Source organism: Tateyamaria sp. (genome assembly GCF_039945315.1).
Taxonomy (GTDB): domain Bacteria; phylum Pseudomonadota; class Alphaproteobacteria; order Rhodobacterales; family Rhodobacteraceae; genus Tateyamaria.
In genome coordinates this window covers 1-20617 of record NZ_JBDUXB010000053.1, presented here as the reverse complement: position 1 = coordinate 20617, position 20617 = coordinate 1, and the positions used below count along the sequence as shown (strand labels likewise).

Sequence of the window (20617 nt, the reverse complement as noted above, 5' to 3'; positions counted from 1 at the left end):
CCGCCTTTGCTCATGAGGCGTCCGCATCCAGCAACTTCTGACCCGGCGCTTTCACGCTGCCATCGCCATTCACGTATTCGTAGAGCGTGGTTGTGGTAATCCCGAGCCGTTTAGCCAAGTCGGAAGCGTGTGTTTCCCGGTCAGCCATCGCAGTCATCGCCATGCGCAACATCGTGACATCCATCTTACGCGGACGCCCGCCCTTACGGCCCCGCGCACGCGCAGCGGCGAGACCCGCACGCGTGCGCTCAGCAATCAGTTCACGTTCAAACTCAGCCAGACTGGCAAATATGCCAAAGACAAGCCGACCGTTGGCCGTCGTCGTGTCAATCTCTGCACCTGCCCCGGCCAGCACGCGCAATCCGACACCTCGGTCGCGCAATTCATCAACGGTTGCAACCAGGTGCTTGAGATCGCGGCCCAACCTATCGAGCTTCCAAACGACAAACGTGTTCCCTGGCTGAAGCGCTTTCAGACAGGCTTCGAGGCCTGGCCGGTGATCCTTTCGTCCGGATGCCTTGTCTTCATAGATGCGATCCGCAGCGACACCAGAATCAACCAGAGCATCGCGCTGTAAATCGAGAAGCTGGCTCCCATCCGCTTTCGACACCCTTGCATAGCCAATGAGCATTTGTATTTTAGCTCCACCAGATTAGATAAGCCGCACCCTGCAAGCTAATGAAGTTTTTCGCAACGGTTTTTCTTGTGCTCAGGCGTGCCCAACCATGCTATCGAATCTACAACAAGGAAAACGCTCGTTTTCCGGGTGCTAGAATATGCGTATGGGCGCCCCGCATTCATCGGCAATATCTGTCACGTTTGCCGGGCGTGGCGCAGATGCAAAGCTCTTTTGCGCTGCGGACGGTATTCAAGACAACTGCTCTTCCCGTCTGACGGATCAGGCCGGGCCGGGATAGGTGAACAGCAACAAATGCGCCATGTTAAAGCCGAAATGCATCAGCACAGGCACCCACAGGCGACCCGTTGCGAAGTATCCCAGCCCACAGGCAAGCCCCAGCAGGCCCGCAAACACCACCAGCAGCGCGCCGCCTGCGGCATGGGCCAGACCAAACAGCAAGCTGGCCGCTGCGATGCCTGCGATGGGACCAAAACGAGCGGCGAGGGCGGATTGTAGATAGCCGCGAAAAAACGCCTCTTCCGTCAGGCAGGTCAGAAACAGGTTGGACAAGGCAAACACCAACCACCATTCAGGCAAGCCGGGCTCGTTATGGACAGCGCCAAACAATAGGGCCGTCGCCAGCAGGGCAGGTAACATCCCCAATCCTATCAACACCGGTGTTGGTGCGGTGACGCGGCGCGCGGTCAGCATTGCAGGCCATGCCAGTACCACCGCGAATACGATCATCGGTTTGTCCAGATTGATATACATCGTAAACGGGCGGCTTTCGGGCCCGGCCTGCACCTGATCCAGGATCAGCGGGTTGTGCGCTCCGGGCAGCAGGTGCAGGGCCAGCGCAAGGCACCACAAGATAAACGCCACATGGCCGATCACCAAAGAAACACCGCTAAGACGCCGCAATTGCCCGGCCCCCAGAAGGCCCAGAACCACGATCAGCGCCGCGCCCGCGGAGACAAACCCTTGCATCAGAACGAGTGCGCCAAATGCCGCAAGCAGGGTAAGGGCAATACCCCGGTTCCCGCTCAGCATTACAAGCTGGGCTGCAATCAGAACCAGCCAAGGCCAAAGCACGGGCAGCAGCGGCAGAAGATGGCTCACGATATTCCCCTCTGTTTGTGTGGCCCTATATGCGGATGGCGTGGCGGGAAAGGCAAGCGGTTTCAATATTGAGAGCTTGGAAGAGCCAGTGACTGATAAAGAAACCGCTGAAAAATTTCCGGATGTTGCAGACACGCGCGCCACACCGCTGTTCCTTCAGCTCCGCCTCCGCAAAGAGATAACGCCATTAGCGACATACGCACGTGTTCGGTTCCAGTCTCAGCAATGCGATCCCTTCGCAAATAATCCGAACTCAGTCTCAGGCATTGTAATCTCAAGGCGCGATACAGTCTCAAATAATCCGATCCGAAACCGGCGATGATCTCAATTCCAAACGTGGATGATCTCAATTCGCTACATGTAGGCATACATGCCTGCCGCAATGTCCGCGATTGAGATGCCTGCTTTGCTCGGAACATCTTGCGTGCCGGTGGTGCTCACAAATCCCGATTCCGACTGGATCAAGAGGTCGTAGGCTTTCCGCTTTTCATCTGGTCCACCTTTGCCATACCCAGAGATGTTGCAGACGATGATGCTAGAGTTCGCCTTGGAGAGGTCTTCGTGCCCAAGACCAAGGCGCGCAGCAGCACCAGGTGCGAGATTTTGAACAACTACATCCGCTTTCGACACCAGCTTTTGCAAAATGCCGGCCCCATCGGGGTGTTTGACATCCAGCGTCAGGCTTTCTTTGGAACGGTTTGTCCAAACGAAGTGCGACGCCATCCCGTTTACGCGCGTGTCGTAGTTGCGCGCAAAGTCCCCAACGCCCGGGCGCTCGACCTTGATGACGCGCGCGCCCATATCGGCAAGCTGACGGGTTGCGAAAGGAGCCGCGATCGCATGTTCAAGACTGACGACTGTAATTCCTTCAAGTGGGAGCATTAGAATGACCTCGGTAGGCCGAGAACATGCTCGGCAACATATGACAAAATGAGATTGGTGGAGATCGGTGCGACCTGATACAGCCGAGTTTCACGGAACTTGCGCTCCACGTCATACTCATTGGCAAAGCCGAACCCGCCGTGGAATTGCAGGCAGGCATTGGCCGCTTCCCAGCTGGCTTTCGCGGCCAGATATTTGGCCATGTTGGCCTCAGACCCACAGGGCTGGCCCGCATCAAAGAGCTGGCAGGCGCGAAACCGCATCAGATTGGCAGCTTCCAACTCGATCTTGGCTTCGGCAATCGGGAACTGAACACCCTGGTTCTGACCAATCGGTCGGCCAAAAACCTCCCGCTCTTTGACATAGGCGCTCACCTTATCGACGAACCAGTAGCCATCGCCGATACATTCAGCCGCGATCAAAGTGCGTTCCGCGTTGAGACCATCCAAAATGTAACGAAACCCCATGCCCTCTTCACCGATTAGGTTCTCAGTGGGGACTTCCAGATCGTCAAAGAAAAGCTCATTGGTCTCGTGATTTACCATGTTGGGAATGGGTTTCACATCCATTCCGTTTCCGATGCCATCTTTCAGATCCACCATGAAGATCGACATGCCAAGCGACTTCTTTTTGACCTGATCTATCGGGGTAGTGCGTGCCAGCAGGATCATCAGATCGGAGTGTTGAACACGACTGATCCAGACCTTTTGGCCGTTTACAATGTAGCGGTCGCCCTTCTTAACCGCGGTCGTTTTGATCTTGGTGGTATCAGTCCCGGTTGTTGGTTCTGTCACCCCCATGGATTGCAGTCGCGACTCGCCGCTGGCGATCCGGGGCAGATATCGCTGCTTTTGCTCTTCCGAGCCGTGGCGCAACAACGTACCCATATTGTACATCTGGCCGTGACAAGCGCCGGAATTGCCCCCTGCCCTGTTGATCTCTTCCATGATGACGCTGGCCTCGGTGAGGCCCAGGCCCGAGCCGCCATATTCTTCCGGGATCATGGCCGCAAGCCAACCGGCCTCCGTCAGGGCTTTTACAAATGCTTCTGGATAGCCCCGCTGTTCATCAATTTCTCTGTGGTACTCAGGTGGGAAGGTGGCGCACAGTGCTTGAACGGCTTCACGGATATCTGTGTGATCGAATTTCATGCCACACCTCAAGCAATCGTTGCTTTGGCGTTCATGGCAAGCGCGCCATCCTGCCGTCGCGCCCAGAGATGAAAGGTCTCTCCATCCTTGTCAGCCGCGCCGTGCACCGAGAAGGTTTCGTTGTCAAAGATTGTCGACACCGCACGGAACTCGAAGCTTTTAACGGTTGCATCCGGCTTTTCGCGGCGCAGCAGATCAAGCAGCAGTGTGGCAAGCAAAGGCCCATGGACAACCAAGCCCTTGTAGCCCTCTGAGTTCACGCAAAACGGCTGGTCATAGTGAATCCGGTGACCGTTGAAGGTCAGCGCTGAATACCGAAACAGTAGAACCGGATTCGGGTCGATTTTACGCGAGAAATCGGTAGTGCCTGGTGCTTGCGGTGGTATTGGCGCAGGCGCATCCGCCTTCGGTTCCTCGCGATAGACGATGTCATGCTCTTCATCGATACCAAGCGTGTCGCCATCAAATACCTGGTGGCCGACCGTGACGAAGACCAGTTGCCCCGATCGGCCGGATTTGGCTTTCACCGATTTGATCGTGGAGACTTTCCGAAGCTCATGCCCAATCGGCATCGAAGCATGAAAATTCAGTCGGCTTCCTGCCCACATCCGGCGCGGGAGTGGCACCGGGGGCAGGAAGCCTCCGAGCGCGGCATGACCATCATACCCAGCCTCGGACAGTTTGAAGATCGGAAGAAAGTGCAGCCAATGCCAAAGCGGCGGCAGAGGCGTCCCCTCGCCATAAGCCGGATCATCGCGATCGAGTGTCGCGGCCAGTGCGTTCGAGGGGAACGGCGCGATCCGCTCCACGTAGGATTCCGATTTCCCAATCCAGCTTTCCAAATGCGCCAAATCCATGACCGCCTCGCAATTCAAGTGATGTTCGGCAAATCTCCCACAGGCTCAGCATTCTGAAAATTCGTTTTTCAAGAAGCCCGCGTTCGTGATAAGTGAATGCAGATGAATGTTGAGCTGATTGATCTGAGACTGTTTGTTAATATTGCTGAGTGCAAAAACCTGACGCACGGAGCTGAACGCTCCTTTCTTTCTCCCCCTGCAGCAAGCGCCCGTATCAAGTCCTTGGAACTCGAATGCGGCCAGCAACTTCTCCATCGGAGAAACAGGGGGATTAGCCTGACATCGGCAGGAGACTTGTTTTTGCGGCAGGCCAGACTGGTCTTGCGGCAGATGGATTTTCTTGTAGAAGAAATGACCAGCTCAGAGGCAGGTCACATCCGCCTCTTCGCCAACACCACCGCTGTCACCGAGTTCTTGCCGGAAATCCTCGCAGCCTTCCTTGCCGAACGTCCCGGTGTCACCGTCGATCTGCAAGAAAGGCTCACGCATGACATCGTGCGCTCCGTGCTCGATGGCACAGCTGATCTTGGCATTGTCTCCGGGGATGGGTTCGACCCGAGCCTCGAGAGCATTCGTTTCTCGACTGACCAACTTCTGCTCGCAACACCAATAGACCACCCGCTCGCCAAACGCGCTGGTGTTTCCCTATCTGACACTCTGGAGTTCGAACATATCGGATTACATGATGGCAGCACGCTCCTTGATTTTCTCCGCCGTCAATACCGAAGAGGAGGCTATGACCGCACCTTGCGTGTTCAGGTTCGAAGCTTTGAGGCCATGTGCAGGGTCATCGAGGCTGGGGTCGGCATCGGTGTCGTGCCCGAATCCGCGGCCCGACGGCACGCAAAAACCATGAAGATTGCTCTGCTCGCATTGAAAGATGAATGGGCGTCTCGTGACCGGTCCGTCTTGGTCAGAAGCCGCGATGCCCTGCCGGGGGCAGCCCACGCCTTGATCGACATGCTGATTGACGAAGCCGCCGGTGGCAAAAAAGCATAAGCGCCATCGTCAAAGGAGACGGTCGCGCTGTCCGATTGCGAATTTCTACTGAATCACCAAGGTTGCGTCGCTATGATCGGCAGTCTTTCTTCAAAAATCGGAGCCAGCACGTGCGTCAGTTGGCGAGTCAGCTACGGGATATGTTCACCGACGTGATCCGCGTCTATTGGGAACTCGTGCGGATTATCGTGCCCGTCGCCATCATTACTGAAGGTTTGGTGAGATTGGGTGCGATCGCAGCAATCGCCCCCGCCTTCTCTCCCATCATGGCCTGGTTCGGCCTGCCCCCCGAGCTTGGATTGGCCTGGCTGACCGGCATTGTCGTCGGAATTTGGGCGGGCGTTGCCATGGTGGTCACACTTCTTCCCGGTATTGACCTGACCGTTGCCGACATAACGGTGTTCAGCGCGCTCTTGCTCTTCGTTCACGCGCTACCTGTCGAGCAAAAGATCATCCAACGCGCCGGGCCGAGCTTCCTGGTGACCACGGCTCTTCGTGTTCTAGGTGGACTCATCTACGCATCACTCCTTCACGCAGTGTTTTCCTACACCGGATCATTGAATCACGCGCCGACAGTGACCTTCGTAGCAGGTGTGGACATGCCTACTTGGGGTGTCTTCTTGGCAAAACTGGCCGAGGCCATGGCATGGATGTTTGCGCTGTTGCTCTCTTTGACCATTGTCGTTGAGGTCATGAAAACAACCGGGCTCATGGATGGTCTCGCAAAGATCTTGAGCCCGATCCTGGGAGCCGCCGGGATTGCAAAGGACGCCAGACACTTCACAATCGTAGGGCTGCTGCTCGGTATTTCATATGGTGCAGGGCTTCTTCTAAGTGAAGCCAAAAGCGGGACCATCCCCATCCGCCAGGTCTTCCTTGCCTGCGTCTTCATGGGGTTCGCCCATGGCATGATCGAAGACACAATACTCGTTTTGGCACTGGGCGCGGATTTCACCAGTGTCTTTGTCGGCAGGATCGTCTTCGCGACTATCGCCACGGCGATTGTTGGAAAGCTATTGCTTTTCTTGGATCGTTACGGCTCCAGCGCCAAGCTGATCAGCCAAGATAATCCATAATTGGACAATCCGGTCTATGATCACCATTACAGGCCTTCACCAGATACTCCAGCTCATCATGTAGGCGCTGAAGCTCTCGTTGCTTTTCTTCGATCTCGCCCAATCGGCGGGAGGCGATGCGCTTCACTTCCGCACTGGTCCTGTCTTGGTCCTGATAGAGATCGAGCAGATCTTTGCACTCATCAATCGAGAATCCAAAGTCCCGCGAGCGGCGCACAAAAGTCAGCTTTCGGACCGTGGCACTATCGTAGGAACGATACCCAGATTGCGTCCGGGATGGCGCCTGCACGAGGCCGATATCTGCATAATACCGGACAGTCTTGACTGGCAATCCGGATGCTTTCGCGGCTCCTGAAATATTCATTGCACCTGTCCTTGACCTTCCAGTTACTGGAAAGATTAAGTGATGAATTGAACAGCGGCAAGCCGAAGAAACTGAACTGAAAGTACCTCCCTCATGTCCAAGGACACCCAAACACAAACCGCAACGCTCTACCGGATGGTCATGACCGATCACATGTGCCCTTACGGTCTGAAGTCGAAAGATCTTCTGGAGCGCCAGGGATACGAAGTTGATGACCGGCATCTCACAAACCGCGCCGAAGTAGATGCATTCAAGGCAGAAAATGGCGTTCAAACCACTCCGCAAACCTTCATTGATGGCGAGCGTATCGGAGGGTTTGACGACCTCAGCGCCTATTTTGGAAAGTCGGCCCCTGCTGGCGATGCTGTTACCTATCAACCTGTCATCACTCTCTTTACCATTGCGGCGCTTTTGGCTGTTGCTGTGACATGGCTCACCTCGGAAACCCTATTCCAGGGGCAAACAGTTGGTACTTTCATTGCCATCGCGATGGTTTTGCTGGGCCAGCAAAAGCTTCAAGATATCGAAAAATTCGCCACGATGTTTCTCAACTATGACCTCTTGGCCCAACGGTGGATCCGCTACGGCTATATCTACCCATTCGTTGAGACCGGCGCCGGTCTTTTGATGCTCGTGGGCATCTTTACTTGGATCGCAGCGCCTGCGGCTCTCATCGTTGCAGGTATTGGTTCAATCAGCGTTTTCAAAGCCGTCTATATCGACAAACGCGAGCTGAAATGCGCCTGTGTCGGCGACAGCCGCGTTCCCCTCGGCTTTGTGAGTTTGACCGAAAACCTGATGATGGTCGGAATGGCCATCTGGATGTTGAGCGGCCTTTGAAGCGGACCCTTCGGATGAAATTTCTCAGAGCACGTTTAATTTTCGATCCAACTCGCCCCCCGGCTTGGAGCATTGTCGCACTGCTTTCGTTGCTCGTGCACTTGCTCCTTCCCACCAACGCATCCGAAGTGCTGGCTGCAGCATTGCTTTGCATGATCGCGGGGGTCTACTTCGGTTTCGCAACACTGGATGGGCGATGGTCCGCTATCTTTCTCGAAGGGGGTGTCGCCTGTCTTTTTGTGGGGTTTGCGACATGGGCATTGCTGACAAATCCGTGGTTATTGCCCTTTGGCTACCTCGCGCATGCCATTTGGGATCTTCTGCATCACAGTCCCCTCTTTAAAGTGACGATTCCGACTTGGTACATTCCCGCCTGTGTAGTCGTTGATGTAGCTGTCGGGCTCGGGCTGTGGGCAGTATGGTCATTCTGAATGAAACGCCGACATTGGCGTGCTCCGCGGTTGTTCGTTAATCATGCACCCTCAGAGGGCAATGCATCCCATTCTCGATTTTCCTTATCGTCATGACGGGCTCCGGTGTATTCCGACCAATTTGATTTGATAAGGCTGCGGACGGCGAAGAACTCAAAGGTTTGCCGGTGGCGTCGTTACAGACGTCAGCGTTGCCGTCAATATTAGGATCAGGACGACTGCGAGGCCTTCAAGCCGAATAGATGCCCTAAGATGCTCAACTGCGGCGGAGTCCCGGTCTGCAAGCGCTGGAACAAACCGCCATTTGTTGAAAGCCGCTAGCATCATCAAACCGGACACCGCAGCCAATTTGGCAACCAATACAGTACCGTAAGCGGTCGAGAAAAGCGTTGATATCGAGCCGCTCACCTGCCAAACAAAGCCAACCCCGGCAGCTAACAGCAATGCGACGGCGCCGCTCGCAATGACCCCAAACCGGTGGAGTAGCAACGCTCCCTCGGATTGGGATGCGGCGAGATAAAGCGGTGCCAAGGCGGCAACCCAAAATCCCGCACACAGCAGATGTATCACAAGGAAGCTCGCAAGTACCCATCGTGGGCTACCCAAAGAATGGCCAACAAAGGTCAAAGAAACAGCGATAAGAACCGCCCCAGCGAGGCCCAAGAAAACTCCGGTTGCACCCCGTATGCGCATTCCCAACACGAGCATCATGCCAACGGTTTGCCAGATGGCAGAAGTGCCAAGCGGACTGTTCCAATCAATACCCAGCATTGTTGGATCAACGGCCCCCGGCAGTCCCATTCCTGAAATACGGCCGGCTCGGATTCCGAACCGGATTGCCAGGATAGCGATTGCAACAATTGCGGCGGTGGTCGCGATTTGGCGCGCGAGTCGATGAACGCTTGGTTCGGCATTAGGCAGCACAGCCGAGAACAGCGGCCCTCCCATCGCCAACAACGCAACGCCGTATCCGGCTGCCTTGGCCACTATGGCTGCGACGGCCCAGGCGTCGATGGGTGCAAGACCGTCCAAGGATCAATCAGACACTGTAAATGTGAACGTGCCTTGCATCGGATGCCCATCCTCAGAAAGCCCGCGCCAATCCACTGAGTAGTTTCCTGATGGGAGAACATTCGGTGGCAATGCTCGAAACTCGGTCACCGCATCCATACCAGTTTCGCGCTCAAACTCTACCTGACCATCCGGTCCCGTCATCGAGATTGCTGTAACGCGCATGGGATCATCAAAGCGCAATTCGACAGCCTCGACTGAAGCGACAGTAGCCCCATTCGCCGGTGTGGACTTTTCGACGCTTGAATGTGCCCAAGCATTGGTTGCCAGTAAGACGCCGACGCATCCTGCGAGTATGATAGTTTTCATGGTCAATTTTCCATTTCGTCGTGACGGGCCCGGATTTCCTCCGGCCAGGTTGATTTAATGAAGCTGAGGACCGCGATGATCTCGTCATCGCTCAGCACGCCTTCATAGATTGGCATGTTCGAGGCATATTCTGGATCGTTGATCAGCGCTCCAACCCCGTACTTCGTGAGTTGGAAAAGCGTCTCGCCGTCATGGTGCCAAGTATGACCTGACGCATCGTGTGGCGGAGCTGGCAACCTTCCGTCTGCATCACGCTGGCGCCAGTTGGCCTGCCCTTCAATGTTTATCTCATGGCACGAAGCACAGTTCGCCTGATAAACAGCGGCACCGCGGTCTACGATAGCTGAATCATAGGGACTGAGAATACTCCCACTGTCTTCCGCTCCGAGTTTGCCCGTTGAGATAAGGGCTGCTCCGACAAGAGCCACCCCTGCGATAGCGATCCAAAGGACGCGCGTCACTGCCCGACCTCAAAGAACACCTCGCCTGCGCCCGCTGTGCCTCCGAACGCAATGACTTGATATTCCGCCACTGGATCTTCGCCCATGCCCGGTGAACCAAACGGCATATCAGGGACGGAAATTCCAGCAACATTTGGCCGCTCTGCCAGCAGCTTTTCAAGCGCCGCGAAGGGCATGTGGCCCTCGACAACATAGCCGTCGATTGTTGCCGTGTGACAAGCCCAAAGATTGCCTGGGATATCTGCGTCAAGCTTGACGCTTGTAACGTCGGCGGTATCGGTGACTTCGACGTTATAACCTTCCTGACGCGCTAGGGCGACCCAGGCCCCACAGCAGCCGCACGTTGCGCTTTTGGTGACATGCATGGCACCGTGTTCAGCTGCAGCAATATGGCTACCTGCGTGAGCCGCATTCGGGCTTCCGAACCCCGCAAATGCCAATGTAAGTGCGATTGCTGGCGTTGCCGTCAGAGAAATGGTGAACGGTTTCATGAGACTTCCTCTCGATTGATAAATTGCGCACGGGCCAAAGCCCGTTGATGGTGTGATGTTGAATTGGGATGCTGCGCGACAGGGCGCAGCGTCAGTCACACCAAACGCGGGGGATCGAGAAGTCCGGTTGGTTCGATACCAGCAAGCAAGAGGTCATCAAAGGACAAGGGTGCTTTCGCAAAACCATTGGTTGTGATTGACACCAGTGACGCGTCTGGAACGGCTTGCAGGACGTGGCAGTTGTGCCCTCTTTCCACGCCTTCGTCACAGCACTCCGGCATGTCTGCCGAGTCGTGGTCCATGGCACTGTGAACTGCATCAGATGTCATAGCATGGCTGAGGTCCATCGCGCTTGAGAGCGACGCTGAGACCACCAGAAAGGCGATCAATACCAGACGGAGAACAGCCATACCCTGTAACTACCCGAGCCAAATAGGGTTTTTCAAGTGACGAAACCCGTGTTCTGACGACGCACGAGCAATAGGTTCATGGCCGCCACAATCCGTCCGTATCAATGTGCAGCTTACTCACCCGTGATCTGTAAGAACCGCCCGTATTCCTCACTCACTTCGCGGGCCTCTTCAAAGGCGCGCGCACGTTCTTCTTCCAGGCAACGAAAGTAACTCTGGATGTCCGCAATATATGCCTCGAAGTCGCGACCAATCTGATCTCGGTACTCTTGGACATCCTGTGGATCTGTGGGAACGAAAGGCCGAGCAGGCGCATGGGTGCTTGGTTCATTTGCGGCGCCGACCAAGGCGCGCGTTTGACGTCAGGTTAGTACGAAGACATGTATGGCATCGCGCGTAGGAAACGGGGAGCTATTGCCCTCCCCTGTCCCACTGCCCAAGGCCTGAGAATCGGGTGATCGATTCTTTGGCCTAGAAATGACTTTCGCATCAAGCTGATGGGTAGTGCTAGGGGCCATAGAAACAGTATCTGAGAACTCTACTCGAGACTCCTAGAACTTCCGATTGGCTTGGAATTGCTTGTTGTTGACCAGAACTGTCAGCTACAACACATGCTGCCTAGTAAATTTGACAGCCGTGCACATTGTAAAAATAATATATTTTACAGATAGTTGCGAGAATTTTCCTGCTCGAACTTTCCACATCGTGACGTTCTCCGTCAAGTTCCAGATGCCAGATTTGGTGGCGCTTCAAGCACAACCCACCTTCCATAGTGACCCAATCAAACTTACTCTGCCAACTCCGCTCGTCGAAGCTATGACAGAAAATCGTTGTGGATAACTCATTTCCGCGTTAAGTCACAGTTTAACGAGATAAATCGCGCAAAAAGCGATATTAGAAGAGGACACAGGATGGCTTCAGGACCATTCCAAGGTAGTGACGGGAGCATTCCCTTCGATGAGATCATCCTCCAACAGGGAGAGTTGATCTCTGATCGCCTCAATATCTTGCGTCAGGAGCAATATCCACCCAACGCCCAAAAGGGTCTACGCCAGTTTTCTTTGGCGGAGGTTGCCTATTTCCTCGGTGTAACGCAATCAACTATCAAGAAACTGCACCTCGAGGGCAAAGGTCCTGAGCCAGAGACTTCGTCCTCGGGTCGACGGTCTTATTCCGCACAGCAAATGCTTGAGCTTCGTGCTTACTTGGATGCTAATGGGCGTCCTGGCAAGCGTCGCTATCTGCCCGGTCGGACGGAAGGCGATGAACTTCATGTGATATCGGTCGTCAATTTCAAAGGCGGTTCGGGTAAAACGACGACGGCTTCGCACCTTGCCCAGCACCTCGCCCTCAAAGGGCATCGCGTCTTGGCAATCGACCTTGACCCGCAAGCTTCACTGACCGCTCTCCATGGCATTCAGCCTGAATTAGACTCTGTTTCGTCGCTTTATGAGACACTGCGATACGACGATGAGCGCCGTCCAATCAGCACGGTCATTCAGCCAACGAATTTCGCCAACCTCGATATCGTTCCAGCAAGCCTCGATCTGCAAGAGTATGAGTATGACACGCCTGTCGCACTGACGAGCCGTGATCCCTCCGAAGGGCGTGCCTTCTTCACACGCATTTCAAAGGCTCTCGAAGAGGTCGATGATCGCTATGATGTGGTTGTAATCGACTGCCCTCCTCAACTTGGATATTTGACCCTAACCGCACTAACAGCGTCCTCTTCTGTTCTGGTGACTGTGCATCCTCAAATGCTGGATGTGATGTCCATGAGCCAGTTCCTCCTGATGCTTGGCGGCATTCTTCAGACGATCCGCGAAGCAGGTGCTGAGATGAAACTGAAGTGGTTTCGATATCTCGTCACACGGTTTGAACCCACTGATGGACCTCAAAAGCAAATGGTTGGATTTCTACAGGCCATGTTTCCCGATCAAATGCTCGGTGCCCAGATGGTGAAGTCCACCGCGATTTCTGATGCCGGTATTACCAAGCAAACACTCTACGAAGTCGAACGCGCGCAGTTTGTGCGCTCGACCTATGATCGTGCGATCACGTCTTTGAACGCCGTGAACGACGAAATCGTTGATCTTGTACATCAAGCATGGGGGCGCGATCTGCCATGATTTTGACAGCCGTGCAGATTGGTTTTGACAGCCGTGCAAATCGCAAAATGTGCGAAGTTTTGGGAGGGCAACATGGCTAGAAAAGATCTGTTGAAATCCGTGATGGGCAATTCCGCTCAGAGTAAGCCCGGTGCCGAGCGCTCAAGCTATGCGATGCGCGGTGCGTCGAAGTCGATGAAAGTGTCCATCGACAGTCTTGCGGAAAACTCCAAGCGTTTGCTTGAGGGCGAAACCATTGTCGACATCGACACGAGCCTGATCGACGCGTCTTTCGTCAATGACCGTTTAAGCGGTGATGACGATGCTTTCAATGAGCTCAAGAGTTCCATCTCGGCTAGTGGCCAAGACACGCCTGTTTTACTGCGGCCCCATCCAGATGCGTCTGGCCGTTATATGATCGTTTTCGGTCATCGCCGTGTGCGCGTTGCGCGTGCGTTGGATCGTCCTGTCCGCGCGGTGGTCAAGGATATGGACGATGTTGCGCATGTTTTGGCGCAGGGGCAGGAAAACACCGCGCGGGCGGATCTGTCGTTCATCGAGAAGGCGCAGTTCGCCAAAAATTTGCGCGATCGCGGGCAGGGCAAGGATATCGTTCAGCAAGCGCTGACGATTGATGGAACACTTCTGTCACGCATGTTGTCGGTGGCAAGCACCGTGCCAGGACATGTGATCGAGGCCATCGGCCCAGCCAAGCAAATTGGCCGGGATCGCTGGGAGGATTTCAAGAAGCTCATGGCCGAAAAAGCCAACGTCAAAGTGGCAGACCGCGTTTTGGCAACTGACGGCTTTGATAAACTCGACAGCGATACGAAGTTTGAAATCTTGTACAGCAAGGTGACTGAGGCGGGCAGGGTGCCCAAAAAGCGCTCAGCCAAGGCTGGACCCGCCAAGCGCACCTGGACGGCCGGTGAAGGTCGGATCAAGGGCGTTATTGGTAAATCCGGCCGGGCTTTTAGCATCTCGCTGACATCCAAGGATTCCGCAGGGTTTGGAGAGTATCTCTCAGAGAACCTAGATCAGCTTTATGCGGATTATCTCGCTCAATCTGAGGAGACATCGACACCATGACCTGAGGCAAAAGAAAAGCCCCCAAGCCAAAACGGCCCGAGAGCTGATCCGATTGATTAGACACCTACTGGATACCGCTCCCGCGAATCACTGTCAACGAAAGAACGTCGATTAGGCGAATGGGATTCTTTTGCCTCCACAAACCACGGAGGTGAAATACAGGCATGACACAGAGCGGTTGGCGCAAGCCGACGCCAGAACTTCTACAAGCCGAGCGGTTTGCAGATGTCGGCGAACAGTTATTTATTCCCAAAACCCGGGCGATCGTTGCGACAAAGAAGGTCGCGGCGGCCATTGGCTTGAAATCCCAAGACCTGCTGTTGCTCGATACCTTCGGGGCGGTCACGCAACCGCAGGACTGGGAGCAGAGCAGGCGGCCTATTGTCTGGGCGTCGAACCATTTTCTGATGGAACAAACCGGGTTTTCCTTGGCGACCCTGCGCCGCCACGTGCGCAGGCTTTGTCAGGTGGGCGTCATTTCGATGAAAGATAGCCCCAACGGCAAACGCTGGGGGCGGCGAGATGAGGACGGTGTGATTGTTGAGGCTTATGGCTTCGATCTGGCGCCCATGGCGGCTCGTACTGAGGAGTTTGAGGCGCTCTACGCGCAGTTGCAGGCCGAGAGGGCGCAGTGCACGACCCTACGTAATGCAATCACTGTAACACGCCGCATGATCCGCGCAAAGATTGAGAAAGCGCTCAGCACAGGCCTGCGTGGCCCGTGGGCAAACCTTCAGGAAGCGTTCAAAGTGCTTCTCGAGGGCCTTCCTGGGCGCTCAGAGAGGGCAGGGAGGCTTGAGAGCTACCTAGACCGCATCAAATCTCTACTTGCTTTGGTGGAGCGTTCTTTTGAGGCAGCATTTGATTGGCCCGCTGAAGCTGATGTCGTGCAAGCTTCAGCGGCAAAGGATAAATCACAAAAAGCTAGAAATATGATACCCACGAGTCTCGATAGTGAGACCCACATACTAACTACAAATGAACCTAATCCTGTAACAAGTAATCGCTTTGAAACAAAGCACGCGGTCGGCGTGGTGCGAAAGGAGCCGATGGTTGAGCCTGTTGAAAGGCAAGACGAAGTGGATCTTGATATCAGTTGGAGTACGCATACCAACACACGCAGCTCGGACATTGATGTACCGATGCTGATGGCGTCCTGTCCGCATTTTGCAGATATGGCGCGTGGAACCCAAGGGTATATGAAAGACTGGGCTGATGTGCATCGCGCTGCTACGACGCTTAGGCCCATGGTCGGGATTTCAGAGGATGCCTGGAATGCCGCCAACAAGGTCTTGGGACCAGCGCAAGCCGCTGCATCTATTGCTCTCATCCTCGACAAATCATCCGATGGTGAGGTCAAATCACCTGGCGGCTACTTGCGAGGTTTGATTGAGAAAGCACAACTCGGCGAATTGCATCTGGATCGAAGCTTCTATGGCAGGCTGAGTGGGGCAGGGGCATGATGTGGACTGCCATGAGTGTTACGGTTATTTCACATATTTCGTTTATTCCACTTGATGAATGGAGCTTCAATGTGCATCTACTGAGGGAACAGGAGTGAAAAAATGACGGACCTAGCGACAAAACACGATCATAGCGGTTTGATGGATCGTCTCCCTACTCGGGAAGAAATCGATAGCGCTGCGCATGCTGCCACGGCTATCGCGGTTGCAATGGAGCTGGACGGTGGCCTGAAGGTTTCCGGCGAGAACGGTGATCCAGTAAAGATTGCGCCTGCCGTCGGTGAGATCATTATTGAACTTCTAGGTCATGTGAGTAACGGGAACATGGTGACATTGGTGCCCGTCGGCACAATGCTGACCACCCAGGAAGCTGCAGACATGTTGAATGTGTCTCGGCCGCATCTGACGAAGCTGCTCAAGGAAGGGCAGATGAAGTTCGAAGAGGTTGGCAAGCATCGCCGTGTGCCGTTGGCGTCTCTCATGGACTACCGCGAACAGAAAGCGCGGCGGCAAGAGCAGGCGATGCAGGACCTGGCGCGGCTTGGTCAGGAATTTGATCGGGGATGAGCTTTGTCGCCAACCCGTTCGTGGTGGTTCTTGATGCCAATGTTCTGTTCCCGTTTCGCGTTCGGGATGTGTTGCTGACTTTCGCACAGGACGGATTATTCAGGGCGAGAATAACAGACGAAATTCTGGATGAATGGACCCGGAACCTCGTTCGCCTCAAGCCCCATTTGGAGGCGAGTGTACGTGCGCAGGAAGCGGCGATCAGGGATCATTTTGAAGAGTGTTTTGTGTCTGGGTATCAGCCGTTGATCGATGGCCTTGTACTGCCAGACGTGGATGATCGTCATGTCTTGGCAGCAGCGATCAGATGTTCAGCTCAGGTAATCGTTACAGAAAACCACAAAGACTTTCCGGTTGATGCGATCGAAGAGCATGGGGTTGAGACACTCAGCGCCGATGATTTCCTTTCCAACACCTACGATCTATTTCCGGCAGCCGCTGCACGAGCGCTCAGAAAAGTTCGTTTGCGATATGATAACCCCTCGATGACTTCTGCGGAGTTCTTGCTGGATTTGACGAGGAGTGGACTTTCAAAGCTGGCCGCCGCCGCGCGGGCGGACGTCGAGTATATTTGAAGGACTGACGTGTTATCGAAAGGAGGGGCGGATTCCGGTCATTCGCTGCGTTTACGATATTCTTGCTGGCTGCTGGAAACAGCGGACATTCATACGTGGAGCACAGCTATGCAACCACCGTCTATCCTGTCCGACTGCTATATCCCGATCGGTTTCCCTGGGTCCCCGCTTGGGTTGTTCCGCAAGATCCAGATGTAAGGTGGAGCGACCATCAATATGGAGCAGGTGGCACGCTCTGTTTGGAGCTTCGCCCAGATAATTGGGATCCCGATGCGACCGGTGCAGATGTCTTGCTGAGCGCTTACAATCTCTTGGATCAGGAGAACCCGTTGGGCAAAGGGGAGAAGCAGACGGTTCCGTCGGCTCACCTTGTCAGTGACATTCAAAGGTACGACTGGAAGCAGCACCCAATTTTGATAAGCAATGCCTGCTATGCGCGGCTCCAGGCTGGCGTACACGATGGTGTCACGGCCATTCGTTGGTCTGCTGAGGATGATGTCTGGCCAATAATGGTGGCCGATAACGCCGATAAAGCGCGAACTGAACATCCAGCATCATTCGACCTTGGAACTTGGCGGGTCACTGTAAAAGTCTTGGTCACGAAGAATGCTGCAGCCGCCAAGACAGGGGCTGGAATTTGGTAGCGGGCAGAGATTTCCGCGCCGCTGATCAGGTCCTTGTATGCGGACTGCAGCGGGTAGCCGGTGTCGAAGGTGCCTTCGAGAATCTGCGGAATGAAATATTCAGACGCGTAGCTCCGCCCAGTTCCTGAGTTCACCACCTCAGCTGTGTTCTCTGGATCAAGACCCAGCTTCACTGCCATCGGCAGGATCTCAGCGAGCGCGGCCACGTTGATGTCGAAGAGAAGCTGGTTGATGAGCTTAGTGAGCTGACCCGAGCCAACTGCGCCAGTGTGGAGAATACGGTTGGCCATAGTTGAAAGGGCGGGCGTCAGCTTTTCGACGATCTGGCCATCCCCGCCGATCATCATCGTTAACGTGCCTTCTTGCGCACGCTTCCACATGCCCGACACAGGCGCATCAAGGAATGTCAGCCCAAGCGCTTCCAAGCGCTCGCCAATGCTCAGCGTCAAGCCGTACTCGATCGTGGACGTATCAACGACAATTGTGCCTGCCGTGAGATGCTGGGCGATGCCGGTTTCAGGATCGAACAAAGACCGTTCCACAATGCCACCGCTTGGCAAGCAGGTGATCAGAACCTCAACATCCGCAAAGGCGGCTGCACTCTCAGCTTTGGACGCGCCTGCCTCAACGGCGGCGTTCATGGCATCTTCGCTAAAATCAAAGACCTTTACATCGTTTGCGCCAGCGAGGTTGGCTACCATCGGCGCCCCCATCTGGCCCAAGCCCACAAATCCAAATCGCATGTGGCTCTCCCTTCCTTGCTTTGGTCAAGGAGTAGCATCGCATTGGATGAAAACTGGCATTCTGAAATGAGAACGCCCCGTTCGGCTTTCGCGTGGGCAACCTTGCAAAGGGTTCGCCTAACGAAGCATTCTGCAAATGGTCTAACAGCGGGCACCTACAGCAGAATGAAAATCAGCGCCATCTTTACCCATCCTAGTCGGAGGTCTCAGTCCTACGGATCTTCAACTTGCGGAAAATCTCGTCTTTTAGATGCACACGCTCCTTCAGCATTTCAGACAGCTTGCCTTCATCGAGGGGATCGAGTCCGGCCTCCGCTCTTTGTATGGATTTGTTCAGATAATTGTAGCTCTCCGCCAACTGGCAAAAGCGAACATCACTCAGCTTGAGATCATGAAGACAGTCTTTGTACTCTGGGAACTCTTCTGCCAGCCCATGAGCGATATGGGTCATCCTTCGATCTCCAAACCACCAATCCATTCCCTGACAGAGCGCTCTAGGTCGCTGACATGGCGACCATGGGCCTCGGCGTCTTGGGCTTCATGGTCAATCTGTTTCTTGAGGAACACATAGCGTGCCTCCAGCTGACCAGCGGTCAAATGATGACCGGAGTTCCAGAGCTTCTTCTCTTCGAGATGGGCTCGGGTTTGGGACAGTCTGTTGCTCAGCTCGTCCAGTCTTTGGTGCAGTTGCGAATTTTCGGACATGATGCAGCCCTCCTTTGCTCATTCAACAGAGATAGGAACGCGCTTTGTCCTGCGCTTGACGCGAACTTTACCATTTAGACAAGTCCAGCGATGATCCGATCATGGCCATAGCATCCAAATGACGCAAAGACCCGAGACGCACTGAAGCACGTCCCGGGTCTCCTGGGCTGGGGGGTTAGGGAACTTTAGAAGCCTTGCAGAATCTGTCGTCGGTTGAGGGCTTGCACTGGCCGATTGTTGTGCGGGAAAACTTCAGCAAACCCTGAGATCTGGTCATCGGAAGCGGGAATCGGGTCCTCGTAGACGACCCAAGTCACAATCTCACTGCACGGCGGCGTCGTTAGGGAGCCAGCATAGGTGAAATGCGCAGAGGACTGCGGCAGTAGATCCTGTGGATGAATCGTCGCTGTCACCCGCGCCGTTCCCTTGGACTTCGGAGCAACGGCCCAGATCGGGGCAAGAACTTCGTTTTCTTGGCCCGCGTCGAGGAAAACCCCGAGAACCAGCAAAACACCATCATCGGACTTGTGCACAAAATGCGCTTCCATTGGGTAATGCTCACCGTCGACCGTATGCTCACTCTGATGGTGGAAATGGAATTGTAACAGCTCGTAGCGCTTGCCGTTGACCAGTGAAATACTGCCCTCCGGCATGTTGGCTTGCAGAGTGTGGCCGTTGTTGACGACCTCAAAATCACTTACCGCGCTCCAACGGGTGGTGACCCTGTCGACGTTTGCTCGAGTCGCGTCTGTCAAGTTGATCGGCGATTGCTGCCGCCCTGCACCACATACATGATAGTCGTCTGACAACTCCGACCAGTTTGCTGGACCGGCTTCACCATCATAGCCCCATTCATGGCCTGTACCTGCCATAGCGCGTTGGGCTACGGCGGCACATACGGGGCAGGCCGCCAATACTCTGAGTACTTGTCTTCGTTGCATCTTCTTGTTCCTTAGTCTTGAGAGTTTTGAAAGGCGCTATCTGCGCCAGTTTTTTCCTGAGCCGGATTGTGCGCGGCCAAGTTCCAAAGAGGCCAATGGCACGAAAAACACCGCCGTCACGGGCAAATGCCTTTGACCGTGACGGCTCTGTCTTTCGTGAGACGTGCGTTGGGATCGCAAGGGACTGTCGGCCATTGCGCAAAATGGCACTCAATGAGACGGGTTCAGTGCCGCCGTCAAAGCTATGAAGACGTCGGTCGAGGGTATGTGGTGTGTTGTACTGCATCTCTAAAACCATTCCATGCAACACGCGTCACACGCCGCCGTGCATACCAGCCATGTCACGCAGCACCGAAATCTCGAGCTGCTCGTCTGCATGGATCTTTTCGAGGATATCCTTGATGGACACGAAGCCGAGAACCTTCGTTCCGTCCTGAACGACCAAGTGGCGGATCCGGTGCTTGCCCATCAATGCCAAAGCTTCAGCAAGATCCGTTGAATCATCACATGTGATGACGTGCTCAGTCATCGCGTCAGCGACTGTGATGTCATAGAGATGTGCCTTTTTTTGGAATGCCTCGCGCACCATGTCGTGTTCGGTAATTACTCCAACGACTTCGCCAATCTGGTTGCGAACAATCGCCCCAAACATCTTATGATCCAGCAAACGGCCTGCGAAATCGTGGAGGCTTTCTTCTGGTT

General features: G+C 54.7%; 25 protein-coding genes and 1 pseudogene. 10 read left to right on the top strand and 16 right to left on the bottom strand.

The genetic code is table 11. The features are described from left to right. Positions 1-10: 10 nt before the first annotated feature. The gene (locus ABJD00_RS17575) at positions 11-631 is read right to left on the bottom strand and encodes a recombinase family protein (RefSeq protein ID WP_348190479.1); all 621 of its coding nucleotides are present in this window, start codon (positions 629-631) and stop codon (positions 11-13) included. Between the two features lie 161 nt (positions 632-792). On the opposite strand from ABJD00_RS17575, the pseudogene ABJD00_RS17570 reads away from it, so the two are divergent. Beyond that, positions 793-894: pseudogene (locus ABJD00_RS17570) on the top strand (AsnC family transcriptional regulator); the annotation flags it as partial. A 4-nt stretch (positions 895-898) separates the two neighbouring features. Here the strand turns inward: ABJD00_RS17570 and ABJD00_RS17565 are convergent. The 4 genes from ABJD00_RS17565 to ABJD00_RS17550 form a co-directional block, all read right to left on the bottom strand. Continuing rightward, the gene (locus ABJD00_RS17565; protein WP_348190482.1) at positions 899-1738 is read right to left on the bottom strand and encodes a CPBP family intramembrane glutamic endopeptidase; all 840 of its coding nucleotides are present in this window, start codon (positions 1736-1738) and stop codon (positions 899-901) included. Positions 1739-2092: 354 nt separating this feature from the next. After that, entirely contained in the window at positions 2093-2620 is a 528-nt protein-coding gene (locus ABJD00_RS17560; protein WP_413849911.1) for a CaiB/BaiF CoA transferase family protein, read from the bottom strand. Further along, positions 2620-3771: an acyl-CoA dehydrogenase family protein gene (locus ABJD00_RS17555; protein ID WP_348190485.1), complete on the bottom strand. Its 1152-nt coding sequence runs from the start codon at positions 3769-3771 to the stop codon at positions 2620-2622. The genes ABJD00_RS17560 and ABJD00_RS17555 overlap by 1 nt, the downstream gene beginning before the upstream one ends. A gap of 8 nt (positions 3772-3779) precedes the next feature. Then, positions 3780-4628, bottom strand: coding sequence for a MaoC family dehydratase N-terminal domain-containing protein (locus ABJD00_RS17550; protein WP_348190487.1), 849 nt, complete (start codon positions 4626-4628; stop codon positions 3780-3782). A 96-nt stretch (positions 4629-4724) separates the two neighbouring features. Here ABJD00_RS17550 and ABJD00_RS17545 point away from each other — a divergent pair, with 96 nt between their 5' ends. Together ABJD00_RS17545 and ABJD00_RS17540 are read left to right on the top strand one after the other, a co-directional pair. Further along, positions 4725-5627: a LysR substrate-binding domain-containing protein gene (locus ABJD00_RS17545; protein ID WP_413853736.1), complete on the top strand. Its 903-nt coding sequence runs from the start codon at positions 4725-4727 to the stop codon at positions 5625-5627. A 140-nt stretch (positions 5628-5767) separates the two neighbouring features. Beyond that, complete coding sequence (locus ABJD00_RS17540) at positions 5768-6703, top strand: nucleoside recognition domain-containing protein (protein ID WP_413849906.1); 936 nt, start codon at positions 5768-5770, stop codon at positions 6701-6703. On the opposite strand, the gene cueR is transcribed toward ABJD00_RS17540, so the two are convergent. After that, the gene (cueR, locus tag ABJD00_RS17535; RefSeq protein WP_348190493.1) at positions 6684-7067 is read right to left on the bottom strand and encodes a Cu(I)-responsive transcriptional regulator; all 384 of its coding nucleotides are present in this window, start codon (positions 7065-7067) and stop codon (positions 6684-6686) included. The genes ABJD00_RS17540 and cueR overlap by 20 nt on opposite strands. 93 nt (positions 7068-7160) lie before the next feature. Here cueR and ABJD00_RS17530 point away from each other — a divergent pair, with 93 nt between their 5' ends. Together ABJD00_RS17530 and ABJD00_RS17525 are read left to right on the top strand one after the other, a co-directional pair. Then, positions 7161-7907, top strand: a complete 747-nt coding sequence (locus ABJD00_RS17530) for a MauE/DoxX family redox-associated membrane protein (RefSeq protein ID WP_348190496.1) — start codon at positions 7161-7163, stop codon at positions 7905-7907. Positions 7908-7921: 14 nt separating this feature from the next. After that, positions 7922-8338, top strand: coding sequence for a hypothetical protein (locus ABJD00_RS17525; RefSeq protein WP_348190499.1), 417 nt, complete (start codon positions 7922-7924; stop codon positions 8336-8338). 153 nt (positions 8339-8491) lie between these two features. On the opposite strand, the gene ABJD00_RS17520 is transcribed toward ABJD00_RS17525, so the two are convergent. The 5 genes from ABJD00_RS17520 to ABJD00_RS17500 all read right to left on the bottom strand — a co-directional run bounded on the left by ABJD00_RS17520 (position 8492) and on the right by ABJD00_RS17500 (position 11080). Continuing rightward, on the bottom strand, positions 8492-9370 hold the full coding sequence (locus ABJD00_RS17520; RefSeq protein ID WP_348190501.1) for a copper resistance D family protein: 879 nt from the start codon (positions 9368-9370) through the stop codon (positions 8492-8494). Positions 9371-9373: 3 nt separating this feature from the next. Continuing rightward, a complete protein-coding gene (locus ABJD00_RS17515; protein ID WP_348155069.1) occupies positions 9374-9718 on the bottom strand; it encodes a copper resistance CopC family protein in 345 nt (114 codons plus the stop codon). Between the two features lie 2 nt (positions 9719-9720). Beyond that, positions 9721-10179, bottom strand: coding sequence for a cytochrome c (locus ABJD00_RS17510; protein ID WP_348155067.1), 459 nt, complete (start codon positions 10177-10179; stop codon positions 9721-9723). Then, the gene (locus ABJD00_RS17505; RefSeq protein ID WP_348155064.1) at positions 10176-10670 is read right to left on the bottom strand and encodes a DUF411 domain-containing protein; all 495 of its coding nucleotides are present in this window, start codon (positions 10668-10670) and stop codon (positions 10176-10178) included. The genes ABJD00_RS17510 and ABJD00_RS17505 overlap by 4 nt, the downstream gene beginning before the upstream one ends. Before the next feature lie 95 nt (positions 10671-10765). Beyond that, positions 10766-11080: a hypothetical protein gene (locus ABJD00_RS17500; protein ID WP_348155062.1), complete on the bottom strand. Its 315-nt coding sequence runs from the start codon at positions 11078-11080 to the stop codon at positions 10766-10768. A 911-nt stretch (positions 11081-11991) separates the two neighbouring features. Between ABJD00_RS17500 and repA the strand changes: the two genes are divergently transcribed. The 5 genes from repA (at position 11992) to ABJD00_RS17475 (ending at position 16882) form a co-directional block, all read left to right on the top strand. Next, entirely contained in the window at positions 11992-13209 is a 1218-nt protein-coding gene (gene repA / locus ABJD00_RS17495; protein WP_348190506.1) for a plasmid partitioning protein RepA, read from the top strand. A gap of 72 nt (positions 13210-13281) precedes the next feature. After that, positions 13282-14277: a plasmid partitioning protein RepB gene (gene repB / locus ABJD00_RS17490; RefSeq protein WP_413849900.1), complete on the top strand. Its 996-nt coding sequence runs from the start codon at positions 13282-13284 to the stop codon at positions 14275-14277. Between the two features lie 164 nt (positions 14278-14441). After that, positions 14442-15740 carry a plasmid replication protein RepC gene (gene repC / locus ABJD00_RS17485; RefSeq protein ID WP_348190440.1) on the top strand — a complete coding sequence of 433 codons (1299 nt, stop codon included), beginning with the start codon at positions 14442-14444 and terminating at the stop codon, positions 15738-15740. 102 nt (positions 15741-15842) lie between these two features. Further along, positions 15843-16307 (top strand): helix-turn-helix domain-containing protein, encoded by a 465-nt coding sequence (locus ABJD00_RS17480; protein ID WP_348190443.1) that lies wholly within the window; start codon positions 15843-15845, stop codon positions 16305-16307. Then, the gene (locus ABJD00_RS17475; protein ID WP_348190446.1) at positions 16304-16882 is read left to right on the top strand and encodes a PIN domain-containing protein; all 579 of its coding nucleotides are present in this window, start codon (positions 16304-16306) and stop codon (positions 16880-16882) included. Before ABJD00_RS17480 ends, ABJD00_RS17475 begins: the two co-directional genes overlap by 4 nt. 430 nt (positions 16883-17312) lie before the next feature. Here the strand turns inward: ABJD00_RS17475 and ABJD00_RS17470 are convergent, their stop codons facing one another. From ABJD00_RS17470 to ABJD00_RS17450, 5 genes are all read right to left on the bottom strand, one after another. Continuing rightward, positions 17313-18269 carry an NAD(P)-dependent oxidoreductase gene (locus ABJD00_RS17470; protein ID WP_348190449.1) on the bottom strand — a complete coding sequence of 319 codons (957 nt, stop codon included), beginning with the start codon at positions 18267-18269 and terminating at the stop codon, positions 17313-17315. A gap of 193 nt (positions 18270-18462) precedes the next feature. Beyond that, entirely contained in the window at positions 18463-18720 is a 258-nt protein-coding gene (locus tag ABJD00_RS17465) for a YdcH family protein (protein WP_348190452.1), read from the bottom strand. Continuing rightward, complete coding sequence (locus ABJD00_RS17460; protein WP_348190455.1) at positions 18717-18974, bottom strand: hypothetical protein; 258 nt, start codon at positions 18972-18974, stop codon at positions 18717-18719. Before ABJD00_RS17460 ends, ABJD00_RS17465 begins: the two co-directional genes overlap by 4 nt. Before the next feature lie 185 nt (positions 18975-19159). After that, positions 19160-19846, bottom strand: coding sequence for a carbonic anhydrase (locus ABJD00_RS17455; RefSeq protein ID WP_413849896.1), 687 nt, complete (start codon positions 19844-19846; stop codon positions 19160-19162). A 382-nt stretch (positions 19847-20228) separates the two neighbouring features. After that, positions 20229-20617, bottom strand: a 389-nt coding sequence (locus tag ABJD00_RS17450) for a cyclic nucleotide-binding/CBS domain-containing protein (protein WP_413859307.1), incomplete at its 5' end; no start/stop codon positions are given.